Annotated in this window: 13 protein-coding genes; all 13 read left to right on the forward strand. The window is 39.0% G+C overall.

The window, feature by feature from the left end:
* Window positions 1-193 precede the first annotated feature (193 nt).
* The 13 genes from FR7_RS02200 to FR7_RS24090 all read left to right on the forward strand — a co-directional run bounded on the left by FR7_RS02200 (window position 194) and on the right by FR7_RS24090 (window position 17,179).
* Window positions 194-1,483, forward strand: a complete 1,290-nt coding sequence (locus tag FR7_RS02200) for an ArsB/NhaD family transporter (RefSeq protein ID WP_007938365.1) — start codon at window positions 194-196, stop codon at window positions 1,481-1,483.
* Between the two features lie 530 nt (window positions 1,484-2,013).
* Window positions 2,014-2,859: an NADH:flavin oxidoreductase gene (locus FR7_RS02205; RefSeq protein WP_255348812.1), complete on the forward strand. Its 846-nt coding sequence runs from the start codon at window positions 2,014-2,016 to the stop codon at window positions 2,857-2,859.
* 553 nt (window positions 2,860-3,412) lie between these two features.
* Entirely contained in the window at window positions 3,413-4,762 is a 1,350-nt protein-coding gene (locus FR7_RS24535; RefSeq protein WP_007938369.1) for a YadA-like family protein, read from the forward strand.
* Between the two features lie 510 nt (window positions 4,763-5,272).
* The gene (locus tag FR7_RS02215) at window positions 5,273-6,190 is read left to right on the forward strand and encodes an MBL fold metallo-hydrolase (protein ID WP_007938370.1); all 918 of its coding nucleotides are present in this window, start codon (window positions 5,273-5,275) and stop codon (window positions 6,188-6,190) included.
* 825 nt (window positions 6,191-7,015) lie between these two features.
* A complete protein-coding gene (brnQ, locus tag FR7_RS02220; protein ID WP_007938371.1) occupies window positions 7,016-8,371 on the forward strand; it encodes a branched-chain amino acid transport system II carrier protein in 1,356 nt (451 codons plus the stop codon).
* An 826-nt stretch (window positions 8,372-9,197) separates the two neighbouring features.
* Complete coding sequence (locus FR7_RS02225; protein ID WP_007938372.1) at window positions 9,198-10,391, forward strand: arabinose transporter; 1,194 nt, start codon at window positions 9,198-9,200, stop codon at window positions 10,389-10,391.
* 656 nt (window positions 10,392-11,047) lie between these two features.
* On the forward strand, window positions 11,048-12,331 hold the full coding sequence (locus FR7_RS02235; protein ID WP_007938373.1) for a glycosyltransferase: 1,284 nt from the start codon (window positions 11,048-11,050) through the stop codon (window positions 12,329-12,331).
* The gene (locus FR7_RS02240) at window positions 12,289-13,044 is read left to right on the forward strand and encodes an HAD-IIB family hydrolase (protein WP_007938374.1); all 756 of its coding nucleotides are present in this window, start codon (window positions 12,289-12,291) and stop codon (window positions 13,042-13,044) included. Before FR7_RS02235 ends, FR7_RS02240 begins: the two co-directional genes overlap by 43 nt.
* Window positions 13,045-13,151: 107 nt before the next feature.
* Window positions 13,152-13,289 carry a reverse transcriptase N-terminal domain-containing protein gene (locus FR7_RS24605; RefSeq protein ID WP_081489996.1) on the forward strand — a complete coding sequence of 46 codons (138 nt, stop codon included), beginning with the start codon at window positions 13,152-13,154 and terminating at the stop codon, window positions 13,287-13,289.
* A gap of 400 nt (window positions 13,290-13,689) precedes the next feature.
* On the forward strand, window positions 13,690-14,874 hold the full coding sequence (locus tag FR7_RS02245) for a quaternary amine ABC transporter ATP-binding protein (RefSeq protein WP_007938375.1): 1,185 nt from the start codon (window positions 13,690-13,692) through the stop codon (window positions 14,872-14,874).
* A 1-nt stretch (window position 14,875) separates the two neighbouring features.
* The gene (locus tag FR7_RS02250) at window positions 14,876-15,712 is read left to right on the forward strand and encodes an ABC transporter permease (protein ID WP_007938376.1); all 837 of its coding nucleotides are present in this window, start codon (window positions 14,876-14,878) and stop codon (window positions 15,710-15,712) included.
* Window positions 15,713-15,727: 15 nt separating this feature from the next.
* Window positions 15,728-16,621 (forward strand): glycine betaine ABC transporter substrate-binding protein, encoded by an 894-nt coding sequence (locus FR7_RS02255; protein WP_007938378.1) that lies wholly within the window; start codon window positions 15,728-15,730, stop codon window positions 16,619-16,621.
* Between the two features lie 276 nt (window positions 16,622-16,897).
* Window positions 16,898-17,179, forward strand: a complete 282-nt coding sequence (locus FR7_RS24090) for a hypothetical protein (protein ID WP_237769479.1) — start codon at window positions 16,898-16,900, stop codon at window positions 17,177-17,179.
* Window positions 17,180-17,207 lie beyond the last annotated feature (28 nt).

Genomic DNA, 17,207 nt, shown 5'->3' on the forward strand with positions numbered 1-17,207 from the left:
CCAACGGACAAAGAGTAATATCGGGTACTGATAAGTCGGTATTATACTGACGTTGATTTGCCTATTCATCTGCTTTATGATATAGTATATATTGTAAATTAAATATTTCTTGGATTTTTTGGAGGAGCCTGTTCACAACGGGTTCCTTTTTGTCTTTTTAGGGGATGATAATAAAAACACAGGAGGGTTAAATATGGAAAAACAGGCAATCTTGGCAATTGGTGTATTTTTACTGACCTATTCATTCATTATTTCTGAAAAGGTACATCGTACTATTGTAGCAATGATTGGTGGCATAATCATGTTAGCCTTGGGGGTTGTTAGTCAAGAAAATGCACTTCACCATATTGATTTTAATACATTAGGCTTACTGGCTGGTATGATGATTATTGTTGCTATAACAGGTGAAACGGGATTATTCAAATATGTAGCCATCGTAGCTGCCAAAAAAGCAAAGGGAGACCCCTTAAAAATTCTTTTTTCTTTAGGTATCATTACAGCTGTGTTTTCTGCATTACTTGATAATGTTACAACCGTATTACTGATGGTTCCAGTAACCTTTAGCATTACCAGGCAGTTAAAAGTCAATCCCGAACCATATCTTATTACCGAAATAATCACATCTAACATTGGCGGAACGGCTACTCTCATCGGAGATCCTCCGAATATTATGATTGGCAGTGCTGTAAAAGAGCTTTCTTTTATGTCGTTTATTAATAACTTAGCGTTTATTTCAGTCATAACATTACTAGTAACTCTGGTTATTTTGCTCTTAGTATATCGTAATCAGCTTAAGACTACAGAAGAACTAAAATCAGGTCTTATGAGTTTGGATGAAAAGGAGGAATTAAAAGATAAAGTCCTCTTAAAGAAAAGTTTAATAGTTTTAGGTCTAACGATTATTGGCTTTTTTTTACACCAAATCCTTCACTTGGAGTCGGCAACTGTAGCGCTTGGGGGAGCCTTTGTCCTTTTATTGCTTACAAGTAAAACCGATCACGACCTTGAGCATGCTTTTAGCCGGGTAGAATGGACTACAATTTTCTTTTTTATAGGTCTTTTTGTAGTAGTCTCCGGGCTCGTCGAAACAGGAATCATCAGTAGTTTGGCTCAAGTGGCTATAGAGTTTACAGGAGGGGACATTAAGATTACGGCTATCTTAATTTTATGGCTCAGCGCAATTGCCTCTGCTTTTGTGGATAATATTCCTTTTGTTGCTACAATGATACCAATGATTCAGGACATGGGAACAATGGGTATTGTTAATTTGGAACCTTTGTGGTGGAGCTTGGCATTAGGGGCTTGTTTTGGTGGAAATGGCAGTTTGATTGGTGCCAGTGCAAACCTTATCGTCGTAGGATTGGCTGCCCAAGAAGGAACCCATATTTCGTTTAAGCGATTTTTTGTCATAGGATTTCCGATCATGCTGTTATCTGTTCTCATAGCGACTATCTATGTATATATTCGCTATCTAACGATATAAGCATTGTAATAAGTAGGGTAAGTAGGAATATACGGTAAAAATAAGCAATGAAACCACCTGTTGTATCATGACTGTACGAGGGGGAGGGTATCATTGCGACCGTAAGCTGGCAGGATGGGCTGCAGTTTATGCATAAACTGCTCTGGCGAAGTGTAGTTTATTTAGTCAATACAAGTAGATGAAATGATTACTGCTATGAAGGAGAGGCAAATAAGATGACCGCAAATGGCATTTTTCTTTTAGCGGTTGGCAATGTTTTGTTTTAGATTTGTACTCGGATTATGGCTTTCCCGTGGATTTTTCGCCTTAAACAAAAAGATTAATTTGGCAGCTAATATGGGCGAGGGTGTGTGATTTCAGTACCGTCGAGGACATCATAGGATTCAAATAAATGTAAATATGCTGAAATGTTGCTGGCTTGCATACAGGCCATTTTCACATTAGCCTGAAAACTTATTTTGATGCAGAAAGGAGAAATCATGGGTTTTCCAAAATTACTATCACCAAATAAGATTGAATCATTGGAACCAATGGGAACAAATTATGCAAATCAAGATGGTAGTGTGTCTCAACGTCTAATTGATTATCACGTTGCAAAGGCAAAAGGTGGATTTGGATTCGTTATCATTGAGGCAACCGCCGTCGATCCATGTGGAAAGACCATAGCGAATCAACTTGGTTTGTGGTCTAATGAGCACATTGCAGGGGTTAAAAAAATAGTGGATGAATGCCATAAATATGGTTCTAAGGTCTCTGTACAACTTTGCCATGCTGGCAGAGAAACCAACGCTTTAATTACGGATATCCATCTTGTTTCTTCATCTGCTACTCCCAGCCCCAAATGTTTGGAAATTCCAAGTGAACTTACAACGGAAGAAGTTTATGGGATCATTCAGAAGTTTGTGGATGCAGCTAGAAGATGCTGGGATGCCAGTGTTGACGCCGTTGAAGTGCATGCTGCATATGGTTATTTAATTGACCAATTTCTGTCGTCGCGTATGAATAAGAGAGTAGATGAATTTGGTGGTAATCTCGAAAACAGGATGAGATTCCTCCTTCTAATTATTCAGGGTATCAGACAGCAAGTTGACAACGCATATCCTATCATCGTTAGAATTAGTGACGAGGAAGGTTCTAGTGGAGGGTTTAGTATTACTGAAATAAGCACTATAGTCAGGCACCTGGAAGACGCCGGGGTTAATGCTATACTCGTCTCAACAAGGCCTGGATATTTAGCTTATTTAGCAGAAAAGATCAAAAAATCAGTTAAAATTCCAGTTATTATAAAGTTCCTGTTATTACCATTGGCAGACACACTGAACCTTATATCTCAGAGGATATTTGGCAGGTTGGCAAGGCGGATCTGGTCTAATTAGGAAAACAATATTATGAACTTTGCAAATAAAAAATCTTCATAGCAAATACGGCATCAAAAAATAAACAATAGTTTCATTGCAAGTTTGTTTGAATGGGACAGGGACAGGGCATCTGTCCCCGTGTCCCATAGCTAATTAGTATTTAACTTACTAACAGTAATAGTGTATACATATTTTACAAGATAAGATTTATCAACACAGTTACAAATTAATATCACATATAGAAAAGTTTAAATAGAAGAACTTGAAAAAGCATCAAGATCTTCTATTTAAACTTTTTTTGTATGAAAAATACTTATTTGTAATAATATTCCATCGGATAAATATAATAGTACAGACCATTGGATCCTTCATTATTGCAAAGGTCTTCAAGTCTAAGGTGCATCTAAGCTTCAGTGCAACTTGGAAAAGGATTCAAATTGACAATTTCTTATAGCAGTTATAGCAAACGTTCATGGAAAATCTTTGGAGGTGGTTGATGTACAACCCTTACAGATAACAAAGTAATGTGTTCAAGATACCTATGTGACTCATTATAATATGGAGGTACATCATGAAAAAAAATAACTGGGTAAAAATTTCTGCACTGGCCTCATTTTTATTTCTGCAAACGATTTATGCAACCCCTAGCTGGGCTGACCCCGTAAACTCGATCGAAGTTACCGATACTGATACCGCTGTGGGTCATAATTCTGATGCAGGTTTTGTTGATAAAATTTTTTGTGATGAAGAAAAAACTAAAAATAATACTGCGATTGGCTCTAATGCAAAGGCTGCTGTTGGTAATAGTACCGCAATTGGTTCTGGAGCCCAGGCCAATAAAAAAGGTAGCGTTGCATTAGGAGATGGTTCCATCGCAGATCGTGAAAATACTGTGTCAGTTGGTAAGGTGGGGAAGGAACGGCAAATTACTAATGTGGCTGCTGGTACTCAAGAAACGGATGCTGTTAATTTTGGACAGTTAGATAAGAAAGCTGACAAAAGCTACGTAGATGAGAAGGATGCAGCCCTTGATAAAAAGAAAGCTGACAAAAGCTACGTAGATGAGAAAGATGCAGCCCTTGATAAAAAGAAAGCTGACAAAAGCTACGTAGATGAGAAAGATGCAGCCCTTGATAAAAAGAAAGCTGACAAAAGCTACGTAGATGAGAAAGATGCAGCCCTTGATAAAAAGAAAGCTGATAAAAGCTATGTAGATGAGAAGGATGCAGCCCTTGATAAAAAGAAAGCTGACAAAAGCTATGTAGATGAGAAGGATGCAGCCCTTGATAAAAAGAAAGCTGACAAAAGCTACGTAGATGAGAAGGATGCAGCCCTTGACAAAAAGAAAGCTGATAAAAGCTATGTAGATGAACAAGATGCAGCCCTTGATAAAAAGAAAGCTGATAAAAGCTATGTTGATGAGAAGGATGCAGCCCTTGACAAAAAGAAAGCTGATAAAAGCTATGTTGATGAAAGAAATACGGCTCTCGACAATAGAATTACCAACGAAACTCAGCGTTTAGATTCTCGTATTGACAATCTATCTTCCCGTGTCGATAAAGTAGGTGCCTTAGCAGCAGCCTTCTCAGCGTTAGCTCCTATGCCTTATGATCCCGCTGGACCTACACAAATATCGATGGGTGTAGGAACTTATAGTGGACAGCAGGCAATGGCTATTGGTATTTATCACTATACAAAAAATGATGTTTTATTGAATGCTGGCTTTGCTATTAGTGGTAGTGAAAAAATGGGGCGCGCAGGTGTGACATGGAAAATTGGTGGTCCTAAAGAAAAAAAAGAATCTAGTGTGAATAAAAAGATGATTACAGGAAATATCAATTCCAATGTGACATTAGGTAATGATCAGCAAGTAACAGATATAAATATTGGTGTGGCAGATACTGAGAAAAATGCATTCTAGGGTATGGTAAGCATCAAATTGAAGGAGAAGTTACCCATAAAGTAATGTGTACCCTTTGTCAAAGACAGTAAAAAAAGCCTATGCAGTTTTAAGAAGATGATTCTTGTATTGAGCAGGAGTCATCTTTTTTTATGGGCAGTTTCTCTTTTGGTTGACATACCGATAGAACGATAATTTAGAACTTATCGGTTTAAAATGGGACAAGGAACCTGTCCCCCCTGTCCCACGTATCGGCATATACAGTTCTTTCAGGATAACTAATTACGCTAAGATATCAGAAATCTATGCTAGTGAGTTTGTTTAATACCTGCAAAGACAGCATCTACGCCCCGACTGTGAATTTTTCTGGAAACAAAAGGGGAATAATGATAATATCATAGTGGGCTTCAAACATCAAAAATGAAATCATATTGGTTGATAAATTGATTTTCACATAAAGCCCTCGGCATTAAATTTTATGGGTTTTGATGAAAAAGAAATGTATGTATTAGAACAAAGGATGTACACTACATGAAGATACCATTTTGGCTATTTAAAAGATTCTTACACAACTATCCAAATCGAAGACCGCATCAGCCAATTCCTGTGGAAACCTTAAATCTGGATGACATGTTACATGCGGAGCAGTCTAAAACCGTATGGTTTGGTCATTCCACGGCTTTTATGCAGCTCGGAGGGAAGACGATCCTGTGTGATCCGATCTTTTCAAACCTTTTCTGGTTTTTTTCTCTATTTACGGGAAAACGGTTTACAGAACAATTGCCGATTGTACCGCAGGAACTCCCGGAAATAGATGTTGTTCTGTTGTCGCATGATCATTACGATCATATGGATTATCGTTCTATTATGGAAATCAAAGATAAAGTACATAGGTTTTGTGTGCCCCGCGGCGTTGGCGCTCGGCTGCGGCAGTGGGGGATTGCAAAGGAAAAGATTGCAGAATTGTCCTATGGAGAAACCTCGTGCTTTGACAAGCTGATAGTTACCTGTACGCCAAATCAGCATTTTTCAGGAAGAAGCTTGTTTGACCGCAATAAGACCTTATGGTGCTCCTGGGTAATCACCAGTAAGGAGGAGAAAATTTTCTTTAGTGGTGACGGTGCCTATGGTCCGCATTTTAAGGAAATTGGTGACCAATATGGTCCATTTGACTTGACTCTTATGGAATGTGGCCAAGCTATTGAAAGCTTCGGGGCGATTCATATGACTCCTGAAAAAGCAGTGCAGGCACAACTTGATTTACAGGGGCAGCTCATGCTGCCAATTCACTGGGGAATGTTCAGCCAATCGAATATTGAATGGACACGGCAGATAGAGCGACTGCTAATAGAGGCCGAAAGGCGAGGGGTAAAAGTAGCTACACCGAGAATCGGTGAAATTGTCACCATTGGCGCTGAGCGATATCCTTGTACGTCCTGGTGGAAATAAATTAGATTCAAAAGACTACAAACAGGTACCCTGTTTCATAGAAAAGCTGGTAAGAGACAACTAACCTGTCCGAAACCAATGAAAAAGTCTATATTTCAAAAATTATACTAAAAGTAAAAGATTGCAATGGCGCTAAAATGCGCTGTAAGAATCTTTTTTCGTATGTTATACATTTCAGTACCCCTGAATTTTGTTTGTAATTTTAAATGTAATACTTTTTCAGTGGTTTCAACCTGTCCCCGTGTCCCTTGTGATTTGTAGTGGCGGTTGCTTTTTCTCAAAGACGGTAGATGTGAAGGAAAGGCAAGGCAAGGCAAGGCAAGAGTAACGGGACTACAGATGATGCCCAAAAGAGAATTCACTGAGTCCTGTTTCTCTCTTGTTTTTACAGAGAAGAAAATAGAGACGGAAGTATTAAAAATATAATACAAAAAAGTTGACGGCTAAAGGTTTTCGTGTTAATATGCAAATAACCTAGTAATGAATTATAAAGGTAATAGTGGAGAGAAACATATATATTTTCTGTTCCAGAGAGCCGATTGTTGGTGGGAATTGGTAGCAGTAGTATATAAAATAGTCACTCTTAAGTTGGCAGTTGAATGTGAAAAGTAAACTGTGCCGGATTTTTCAAAGCATCCGTTATTGTGCTAAGGTTCAGTGATCTGATGAGATATCATTATTCCCAGATATAACTGATAGTAATAAGGGTAGTACCGCGGATTTTACTTCTACCCCTTGCTTTGGCAAGGTGTAGAAGTTTTTTATTGCTCCAAAGTATATAAGTTGAGTTAAAGAATGATAAAGAATATGTAGGAGGCTATTTCTATGTCAAATAAGATATCATTAAAGGATATGACTGCTATTGGATTGATGCTGTTTGCTTTATTTTTTGGAGCAGGAAATTTGATTTTCCCCCCTAGTTTAGGACAAGGGGCAGGAGGTAATTTATGGCCTGCCATTTTTGGTTTTTTAATTACGGGAGTTGGTCTTCCTTTGCTTGGGGTATTGGCGATCGGTTTATCGGGAAGTGAGGATTCACAAGCTTTAGCTTCAAAAGTGCATCCGATATTTGCTACAGTATTAATGGTGAGTATTTATTTAACAATTGGACCCTTATTTGCGATTCCTCGTACGGCGGCTGTTTCTTATGAAATTGGCATACGTCCATTTATGCCTAATGATAGTGGCGTGAATACGATAGGATTATCGCTATATACCTTACTATTTTTTTGTGTTACGTATGGGCTATCTCTGAATCCTAGTAAATTGGTAGATCGAATCGGTAAGATTTTGACGCCCTTATTGCTGATAACCTTGGTAGTGATATTAGTACAACCGATTATAAATCCATTAGGAACCATTCAAATGCCATCTGTAGAGTATGCTAATTCCCCTCTATTTACAGGCTTTAAAGAGGGATATTTGACAATGGATACATTGGCATCTGTGGTATTTGGGATTGTGGTGATTAATGCAATTAGGGATAAAGGTGTTACAAAGTCCAAGGATATTACCAAGGTCTGTGCAAGAGTTGGTTTGATTTCCGCGGGATTTTTAGCAATTATTTATGCAGCTTTAGCTTATGTTGGGGCGACTAGTGTGGAAACACTCGGGCAAGTTGCCAATGGAGGGATTATTTTGTCCAGTGTAGCAAATCATTTTTTTGGGCCACTAGGGAATGTAGTTCTTGGTTTGGCGATTATCTTTGCTTGTTTAACCACAAGTATCGGATTGATCACTTCCTGTGCAACTTATTTTACAAAGATATTTCCTCGTTTTTCCTACAAACAACTTGTCGCAGGTTTTACGCTATTTAGTGCGGCTGTGGCCAATATGGGTTTAAATCAATTAATTGCCTTCTCGGTTCCTGTATTGGTAACGTTGTATCCTATCGTTATTGTCCTAATCCTATTAGTATTTTTGGAACCCTTATTCAATGGTAAAAGGGAAGTTTATGTCTGTAGTATCTTTTTGACAGCTCTTATTAGTCTGCTAGATGGTATGCAAGCAGCAGGCTTACAATTAACCCTAGTTCATCAGTGGTTAAACAGGGTTATGCCACTGTATGCGGAGGGGTTTGGCTGGGTTGTGCCAGCAATTGTTGGGGTGGTTTTGGGATATTGTATAAATGTAGCTCGTAAGTCGAATTCGTTATCAGCAGTAGGAAATGAGCGTGGATAGCTGTGATAAAAGGAGGACTTATTAAATAGTCTTTTTCAAAAGAGATGCATTAAAATAAGAGTACCGTCTTGCCAAGGAGTATCTTAGCAGGAAGGTACTCTTATTTTCACCTAATGAAGGAAACTTTTTAAAAGGGACAGGTTGTTTGTATCGAGAGATGGAAGAATTAAGAGTCCTGGACTACAATTCTTATTGGGATAAAAGCAACTGTAGATTGACAAGCAGGATTTCGCATTTATAAAGAGAAGCTACCCATAATAACTTAATTAGTAAATTTATGGGCAGCTTCTCTTTTAGTTGACTACGGATAAAATAAGAACAATTTAGAATTATCGTTTTTAAATGGGACAATGAACCTCATGAAAGCGTTTCATCTCACCGTTTTTCCATAACTGCTTTGGTGTATTTTTAAGCATTTTGTTTTCTCTCATAATTGATATAATCTACTTTAAATTATATCAGATTACTGGATTTTCCTACCACGTTTCTGACTTTTTCAGTGGTTTCAACCTGTCCCCGTGTCCCTTTCATAGTGACATTATCACAAGTTAAACACAGTAATTTATTTTAAAATATTGATTTTATTTGAAAAGCAGGATATAATAGCCGTACGATATATCGTAAGCGTTCACGTCAGCCAACGCACTGTCCGACCTGTAAAGGGAAGAGAGTGCGTTTTTTTGTTGCTCTTTTATAAAGAACTCCACACTATATTACATCAAAATAACGTAAGCGTTCACGTCAGCCAACGCACTGTTTTGCCATGTGCAGAAGTACGTTTTTGTACCTTCTTGCTAGGTGGTGGTTACAGTCATAAGGAGATCATATGTCAAAAATATCATTAAAGCAAAGTCTCTCAAAACTAGGCATTGCAATTTTTCTCACTTATTTATCCGTTGCGATGGCGCTTCCGGTCGTCTCTGTATTCGTAAAAGAAGTTCTCAATCTTCCTAACTGGTTAGGAGGAGTTGCAGTCGGGGTATCTTTTGTTGCAACGATTCTTTCCAGAAAGTACGCAGGAGATTTTGCTGATACAAAAAGTAGTAAAAAATGTTTTATGATCGGTTTTTTCTTTTACATGGTTGCTGCACTTGTTTGCATGGCTGCTTCAATAACAGGATTGAGTGCTTCAGTATCATTCACTATTCTTATTGTGGGGCGACTTTTGCTCGGCATAGGAGAAAGTATGACGACCGTCGGGATTCCAAGTTGGCATTTTTTATATCTCGGTCCTGTACATTCAGGAAAGATACTTGCGGTTCTTGGAATGGCTATGTACGGTGCATTTGCATTGGGAGGGCCTGTGGGGCTTACACTCTATCGGTATTTTGGCTTTGATTCGGTTATGCTGGCCTCATCTATTGTGCCAATTATCGGTGTGATCATGTTTGTCACTTCTCCTGAAGTTGCTCCGCATAAAGCGCTTGAAGCGAAAAAGTCATTTTTCAAACTTTTAAGATCAATATGGAAACAAGGAATGACTGTTACACTTCAAGGCATCGGATTTGCGGTCTTAGGAGCCTTCATCTCGCTTTATTTTAAGGATCAAGGATGGCCATATGCTGGTATTGGTCTTTCGTTATTCGGAATCGGATTTGTGATAAGCCGTATTCTTTTCGGCACTTTACCCGATAAAATTGGAGGAGTAAAGGTCGCACTTGTTTCGCTTGTGGTTGAAACAGTGGGGCAGGGATTACTTTGGCTTGCACCTCATTACAGTCTTGCTTTACTTGGAGCTTTACTTACTGGTCTCGGCTGTTCAATGATATATCCGGCTATGGGGGTAGAAGTTATAAAGAGAATTAGTCCGGAACAGCGTGGTGCCGCTTTCGGAGGGTTTGCAATGTTTCAAGATGTTGCCTATGCCTTTTCTGCACCAATTGGAGGCGTGATTGCTGATAAATTTAGCTATTCTTCAACCTTCCTTTTCGGGTTTATTGCTGCAGTTGGTGGTATTATTATAGTTCGCTCAATGATGATCAAGAATCTGCCAATAAACAATACTGATAGCACACTATAATGGATGATATACAAAGCCTTGCTTTGGTAAAATAATGCTTATAATGTAAAATTATAACAGGATTTAGCGTTTATAAAGGGAAGCTAACCATAATAAACTTAGTTAGTAAATTTAAAAAGAGAAATCATTCATAAATCTAGCAGATTATGAATGGTTTCTCTTTTTTTTTGACATATCGATAGAATAAAGATTATTTAGAATTATCGTCTTTAAATTGGGACAAGGAACCTGTCCCCGTGTCCCTTCCCCGTGTCCCTTCAATTGAAAATCCATAGGCAAATTCACCGCGATTTCCTTTTTCGGGGCAAAAAAAAATTTTGCACGCAGATAGTTCAAGACTCAACTTGCAGTATTTTACTACTTGTTGAGCCTTTTTTCGCGCAAAACTTCCGATTGAACCCTGTACAAACCGTCCCGTGCGCCCACGGCAAGCTACTGCCTGGCACACTTTCTTTTGCTAGTAATCCACCTCAGCCTATCCCTTATTCTGTTAATCAAATGAAATGCTAAATTTGACAAACTAAAAACTTTATTTTAAAATGAGGTTGTTAGTTAAAAAATTCCATAATCATTTCACAATAATAAATACTTGTAAAAATTATTATAAACTTCAAAAAAAGAGCCGTTTTGAGACTGAATTTTTTTAGGAGGGATATATGATGACGAACAAAAAGAAAGTTATGTTCATTTCTTACCACGGTGATCCGTTAGAGAAACTTGGTGGAATCCAGTCTGGCGGGCAAAACACGTATGTAAAAGAAGTGGTATCCTCATTAGAATCGCTTGGTCTTGTGGCAGATGTATTTACTCACTGGTCAGATCCTGCCGCTCCACAAATACAGTTGATTGGTAAAAAGTCACGGGTTATCCGCCTTGAAGCTGGACAAAAAGGATTTCAGCCAAAGCAGCTACTCTATACCATGCTTCCTAATTTTATTAAAGATATTACAGCATTCATGCAGAGTCCATATCAATACTCCTTAATTCATAGTAATTATTGGCTATCGGGTACTGTAGGCAGATATCTGAAAAATAAATATAGCTTGCCACTTGTTCATACTTCTCACTCGCTTGGTATTGTAAGAAAAAACGCTGTAGGACAACTTCAAAACAACATCAGTGCAATTCGCATTGAATCCGAAAAAGAACTACTGCAAAAAGCAGATTGCATAATTGCTACAACATCAACGGAAGAAAATCTATTGCATGAATTTTATCAAGTCGAACTCAAGAAAATAAAAATAGTTCCATGTGGAGTAAATACTGATATTTTTCGTCCCCTTCAACATGATGCTGCAATAGGCTATAACAGCAATAATCACAAAATATTATTGTTTGTAGGACGTTTCGAAGAAAACAAAGGATTAGCAATTCTGTTACAGGCAATCGTAGCGTTAAGAAAAAAATATCCGCAAGCTATTAATAATTTACGTCTTTTGATCGGCGGGGGTGACCCTCTTAACATACCAGAAACATCAATAAGTGTCGAAAAAAAACAATACCAACATTTTATTAATCAACACTCTCTAGCAGATCATATTCAATTTCTAGGACCTCTCAAACACGAAGAATTAGCCCAATACTTGTCTGTAGCCAGAGCGACAATTGTACCATCTTATTATGAATCTTTCGGGCTAGTTGCAATTGAAGCCATGGCCTGCGGATCCCCAGTTATTGCTTCTGACACAGGAGGGCTAGCTCATAATGTTTTACATGGGAAAACAGGGCTATTGGTAGAACCTAAGAATCCATTATTGCTGGCTGAAGCAATTCACGAACTGCTCATCAATGATTCTTTAAATAAATGGATGAGTAAAAATGCTGCTGCTCATGCCAAACGATTTTCCTGGCTTCAAGTAGCGAAAGATTTAACAAAAATATACCGTGGGGTGGTAGCATGCCAAGAAGATGTGTTGAACATTCGACAAAGTATGTATTAGCAACAGATCTTGATGGTACTCTGATTGGTTGTAAACAATCTTTGAAGAATTTAAATCAGATTATCGAAAAACAAAGATCAAATATCCTACTAATCTATATTACAGGTCGAACTTTTTCTTCGGCTTGGCAGCTTGTCCAATCCGAGACCTTACTTATCCCTGATATCCTAATCTCAGACGTTGGTACTGAAATACATCTAGCCCCCAATTTTATCCGCAATGCAGGCTGGGAAATCAAAATAGGGTCTAAGTGGAAAATAGCTGAAATACGTACTCTACTATCAAATATAAAAAATTTAAAACCGCAACCTATCCATCCCAAATTCCGACTTTCTTACTTAACGGAAAGCGCTGATTTCGCCAAAGTTTTATCAGAAATATATAAACTAAAACGCGAATTACAAATTCCCATTGAAATCGTTCCTTCATTGGGACATCTGATTGATATTTTGCCTGAAGGAGCAGGTAAAGGTCCCGCTTTACAGTTTGTACAATCAAATTTTGGGATTGCTGAAAAACAAATATTTGTATGTGGTGATAGTGGTAACGACTACTCTATGTTTATCCATGGATTCCAAGGGATTGTCGTTGGCAATGCATGTTCTGATTTCAAACAGCAATTAGATAGCATACGCACTTGTATTTATTTTTCTAAAGCTCACTATGCAGCCGGAATTTTGGAGGGCTTAAAAACATATGGCTTAATTTACTAACTGCTTTGTTTATTCTGATGTAGTCCCGTTTGTGTGGAAGATAAATAGTCAGTAGAAGTGAACACGTTATGAACACGGCGTTACAACCGATGTATGACTGAAAACGCATCCCATGGACGAAAGTCTTTCGGGAGGTTTTTAAGCTCCAAAAACGAGTTTATCAAGCTTCTCTTCGTGGTGACAAAAAGACAGTACGTAAGTTGCAACGACTTCTCATGAAATCATGGTATGGACGACTTCTATAAGAAAGTTGCCAAGGCACTCAAGAAACAACAAGGTAGTGTGCCATATGCGACCTTTACTTTACTGAACTAGAACTGCCAAATACCGTGACAATTACGAAAAGCCAAATAATCGAGGAGCCGGATGACAAGAAATTGTCACGTCCGGTTCTGGAGCCGAGCCGGAGAGGGTTACCTTTTCAGCTTAGGTAGCAGCCTGAGGGTGAAATTCCCCCGGGCTACTTCTCCCGTGTCCCATAGCAAAAAAGAACTACTTGGAAGAGTCGCAAGGCATACCCCGGAAATATTATAACAATCTCCATATATTATAATAATATGTAAAATATCTCAATGCGTTTTGACTAGTAACAACTTCTAAAATATAATGGAATTGTTAGATTGAAAACTGCTTAAGGAGGGACTTATGTCAAAAGTAGAAGTAATTAATTTATATAAAGTCTTCGGAATCCAACCTCAATCTATTTTGCCAATGATAAAAAAAGGTGCATCCAAGCGTCAAGTGATGGAAGAGACTGGCCATACAGTGGGAATAAACAACGTAAGTTTTCAGGTAGAGCAAGGAGAAATATTTGTTATTATGGGACTGTCAGGCTGTGGGAAATCTACCTTGGTGCGATGTATCAACAGGTTGATTGAGCCGACTGCGGGGGAAATCAGGATTGATGGTGAAAATATTATTGGTGTTGATCCTAATCGGCTGCTGGAAATTCGTCGCAAGAAAGTAGCCATGGTATTTCAGCGTTTTGGTCTTTTGCCTCATCGAGATGTTTGCTCAAATGTAGAGTATGGACTTGAGATTCAGGGGGTTGATCCGGCTGTCTGCAGGGAAAAAGCTCTTCAGACCATTGAACTCGTCGGTCTAAAAGGGTATGAGTTTAATATGCCTAGCCAGTTAAGTGGCGGAATGCAGCAGCGGGTGGGACTTGCTCGCGCTTTAGCGACAGAACCGGATATTTTGTTAATGGATGAGGCATTCAGCGCGCTTGATCCACTTATTCGGAGAGAGATGCAGGAAGAGTTGCTTGAACTGCAGGCAAAGATGAGTAAAACAATTATTTTCATTACTCATGATCTGGATGAAGCACTAAGGCTTGGCGACAGGATCGCAGTCATGAGAGATGGTCAGATTGTCCAAATCGGGAATTCAGAAGAAATATTGACCCATCCTGCTGACGATTATGTGCGGGCCTTTGTCCAGGATGTTGATAGAACAAAGGTGCTTACGGCAAGCTCGATAATGAAGCGCCCCGACCCTTTGGTTATCCCAAAGGACGGGCCAAGGGCGGCAGTGCGCCGTATGCAGGAAGAAGGGATTTCCAGCCTATATGTTGTTGACTCTCAACGACGGTTTCACGGGATTGTGCGAATCGAAGATGTTACACGCCTTGTTCATCAGGAAATACATAATCTCGAAGAAGTTATTGTTAAGGATGTTCCTATTGCTAATCCTAACATGCAAATAATTGAACTATTACCAATCGCATTCAATGCTAAGACGCCAATTGTTGTACTAGATGATCAAAATAAAATGCGGGGGATTATTAGAAGAGCGGCAGTAATATCCAGTATCATGGGGGAGGAAAAATAGCATGTTTACGATTCCAATCGGGAAGTACTTTGAAACCATCATTATATGGCTGCGCTTGCATTTTGATGGCTTTTTCAATATTACGCGCAAAGCGTTGACATCCTTTATCAATGGATTTGAAGATACACTACTGTTTCTCCCCGCAGGCGCTGTTATCCTTTTAATGGCGGGCATTGCCTGGCGGGCAGCAGGAAGGGGCGTAGCTATTTTTACGGTCCTAAGCATGGGACTGATTTACAGCATGGGGTTATGGACTCAAACTATGCAAACTCTTGCTTTAGTTCTTACATCGGCACTCATTGCTCTGGTAATTGGGATTCCATTTGGTATTTTGGCGGCAAGAAACGACAAGTTTGACCGGATAGCTCGTATAGTGCTTGACTTTATGCAGACAATGCCTGCCTTTGTTTATCTAATACCTGCAGTGCTCTTTTTTAAGCTGGGCAAAGTACCGGGAGCGGTTGCCACAGTGATTTTTGCTATGCCGCCATCTGTTAGACTGACCAATCTAGGTATCCGGCAGGTGCCGGAAGATGTTGTTGAAGCGGCGAGGTCCTTTGGTTCTACGACTAGACAACTGCTGTTTAAGGTTCAACTGCCTATCGCTATTCCAACTATCTTGGCTGGAGTAAATCAGACCATTATGCTTTCATTATCTATGGTTGTAATTGCAGCAATGATTGGAGCAGGTGGTCTCGGCGAAGAGGTTTTAAAAGGAATAACTCAATTAAAGATTGGAAGGGGGTTCGAAAGCGGAGTTGCTGTGGTTCTTCTTGCAATGGTTCTGGATCGAATTACCCAAAGCCTAGCCAATATTAACCGCAACAGAAAAATGTGAGGAGGAATTTATAGTATGAAAAAAAGTATCAAAAAATGGATGGTTGCAGTAATGGCAGTTCTTCTAGGTCTCAGTCTAATCCTTGTAAGTGGCTGTGGCGGCAATTCTTCGGGAGACTTAAAAAAAGGCAAAAAGGAAGTTAAGCTGGGCTATGTTAACTGGGCTGAAGGAGTAGCCATGACTCAATTAGCAAAAGTTGTATTGGAAGATAAGATGGGATATAGTGTACAAGTCACAATGGCTGATGTAGCGCCTATTTTTACCTCCGTGGCAAATGGCGACTATGATGCATTTATGGATGCATGGCTTCCTGTTACTCATGACAGCTATATGAAGGAATATGGTTCCAAACTTACTGACTTAGGAATAAATTTTGAGGGAGCGCGTATTGGCCTAGTAGTTCCTGAATATGTCGACATCAAAAGTATAGAAGAATTAAACAATGCAAAGGAAAAATTTGATGGGAAAATTATAGGGATTGACTCTGGAGCAGGAATAATGAAGGCTACTGATAAGACAATTAAAGATTACGGTCTTAATTTAAGACTCATCCCTGGCAGCGGTCCGGCAATGACTGCAACGCTTAAGGATGCTGTTGAAAGAAAAGAATGGATGGTAGTTACTGGCTGGAAACCCCACTGGATGTTTGCACGCTGGAAGCTGAAGTTCCTGGAAGATCCCAAAGGGGTTTACGGTAAAGTAGAGAATATACATACTGTTGCGCGTAAGGATATAGATAAGGATATGCCTGAGGTAGCCCAATTTTTACGTAATTTTAAGCTTAACGACCAGCAGCTAGGCAGCCTAATGGGTCTCATTGCCAATAGCGATGACTCATCAAAAAGCGCAAGACAATGGGTTAAGGATAATGAAAAGCTTGTGGATTCCTGGGTGCCCAAGAAGGATTAATTTCAAATAAATGATAGTAACCGTTCCTGCTAAGATATTCCTTGGCAGGACGGTTACTATTATTTTATGTCAGACCAATAGGATGTCATAAATTATATTCCTGAAATTGGATTTTATGAAGACCGGAAATATATAACATTGTCCAAATGCGAAACAGATTTTATAAAGAGAAAGCTGTTACAATCTGAGGAAAACCGAAGGATTATTCGGGTCCTTCGAGGAGAAGGACGGCGCGACACTATTAAAAGATATATTTACAACAGTTCTGTTTTTTTCTTGTACGGTTTAAAATCTCCGCATGCAACAGTTCAGGCTAGTAATTTAGCAGATCTTTTGAGTCCCGTTGTAAATTTTAAAAAACAGGATATGCTAGAGTTTCTTCCTACCTTAATTGATGAACTTAAAGGACAGTACAATAGGACTTCTCCTGTGAATCTTCCAAATGATGTAGAGGAAAAACTTGGAAAATTCATTTCCGAGAGTAATGATATGCAATTTGTTAGAGATTTTTTTGCAAGCATTTTACATACTTCGGGAAGAAGCAGAAATTTTCGCTAGATGTAGAAATACAGTTAATGATTATATC

This window comes from Pelosinus fermentans DSM 17108 (genome assembly GCF_000271485.2).
Lineage (GTDB): Bacteria > Bacillota > Negativicutes > DSM-13327 > DSM-13327 > Pelosinus > Pelosinus fermentans.

What these genes read in the sequence shown, in the direction of transcription:
- FR7_RS02200 (WP_007938365.1), top strand. Translation starts at nt 194, where the DNA reads ATGGAAAAACAGGCAATCTTGGCAATTGGTGTATTTTTACTGACCTAT.
- FR7_RS02205 (WP_255348812.1), top strand. Translation starts at nt 2,014, where the DNA reads ATGGGAACAAATTATGCAAATCAAGATGGTAGTGTGTCTCAACGTCTA.
- FR7_RS24535 (WP_007938369.1), top strand. Translation starts at nt 3,413, where the DNA reads ATGAAAAAAAATAACTGGGTAAAAATTTCTGCACTGGCCTCATTTTTA.
- FR7_RS02215 (WP_007938370.1), top strand. Translation starts at nt 5,273, where the DNA reads ATGAAGATACCATTTTGGCTATTTAAAAGATTCTTACACAACTATCCA.
- brnQ (WP_007938371.1), top strand. Translation starts at nt 7,016, where the DNA reads ATGTCAAATAAGATATCATTAAAGGATATGACTGCTATTGGATTGATG.
- FR7_RS02225 (WP_007938372.1), top strand. Translation starts at nt 9,198, where the DNA reads ATGTCAAAAATATCATTAAAGCAAAGTCTCTCAAAACTAGGCATTGCA.
- FR7_RS02235 (WP_007938373.1), top strand. Translation starts at nt 11,048, where the DNA reads ATGATGACGAACAAAAAGAAAGTTATGTTCATTTCTTACCACGGTGAT.
- FR7_RS02240 (WP_007938374.1), top strand. Translation starts at nt 12,289, where the DNA reads ATGCCAAGAAGATGTGTTGAACATTCGACAAAGTATGTATTAGCAACA.
- FR7_RS02245 (WP_007938375.1), top strand. Translation starts at nt 13,690, where the DNA reads ATGTCAAAAGTAGAAGTAATTAATTTATATAAAGTCTTCGGAATCCAA.
- FR7_RS02250 (WP_007938376.1), top strand. Translation starts at nt 14,876, where the DNA reads ATGTTTACGATTCCAATCGGGAAGTACTTTGAAACCATCATTATATGG.
- FR7_RS02255 (WP_007938378.1), top strand. Translation starts at nt 15,728, where the DNA reads ATGAAAAAAAGTATCAAAAAATGGATGGTTGCAGTAATGGCAGTTCTT.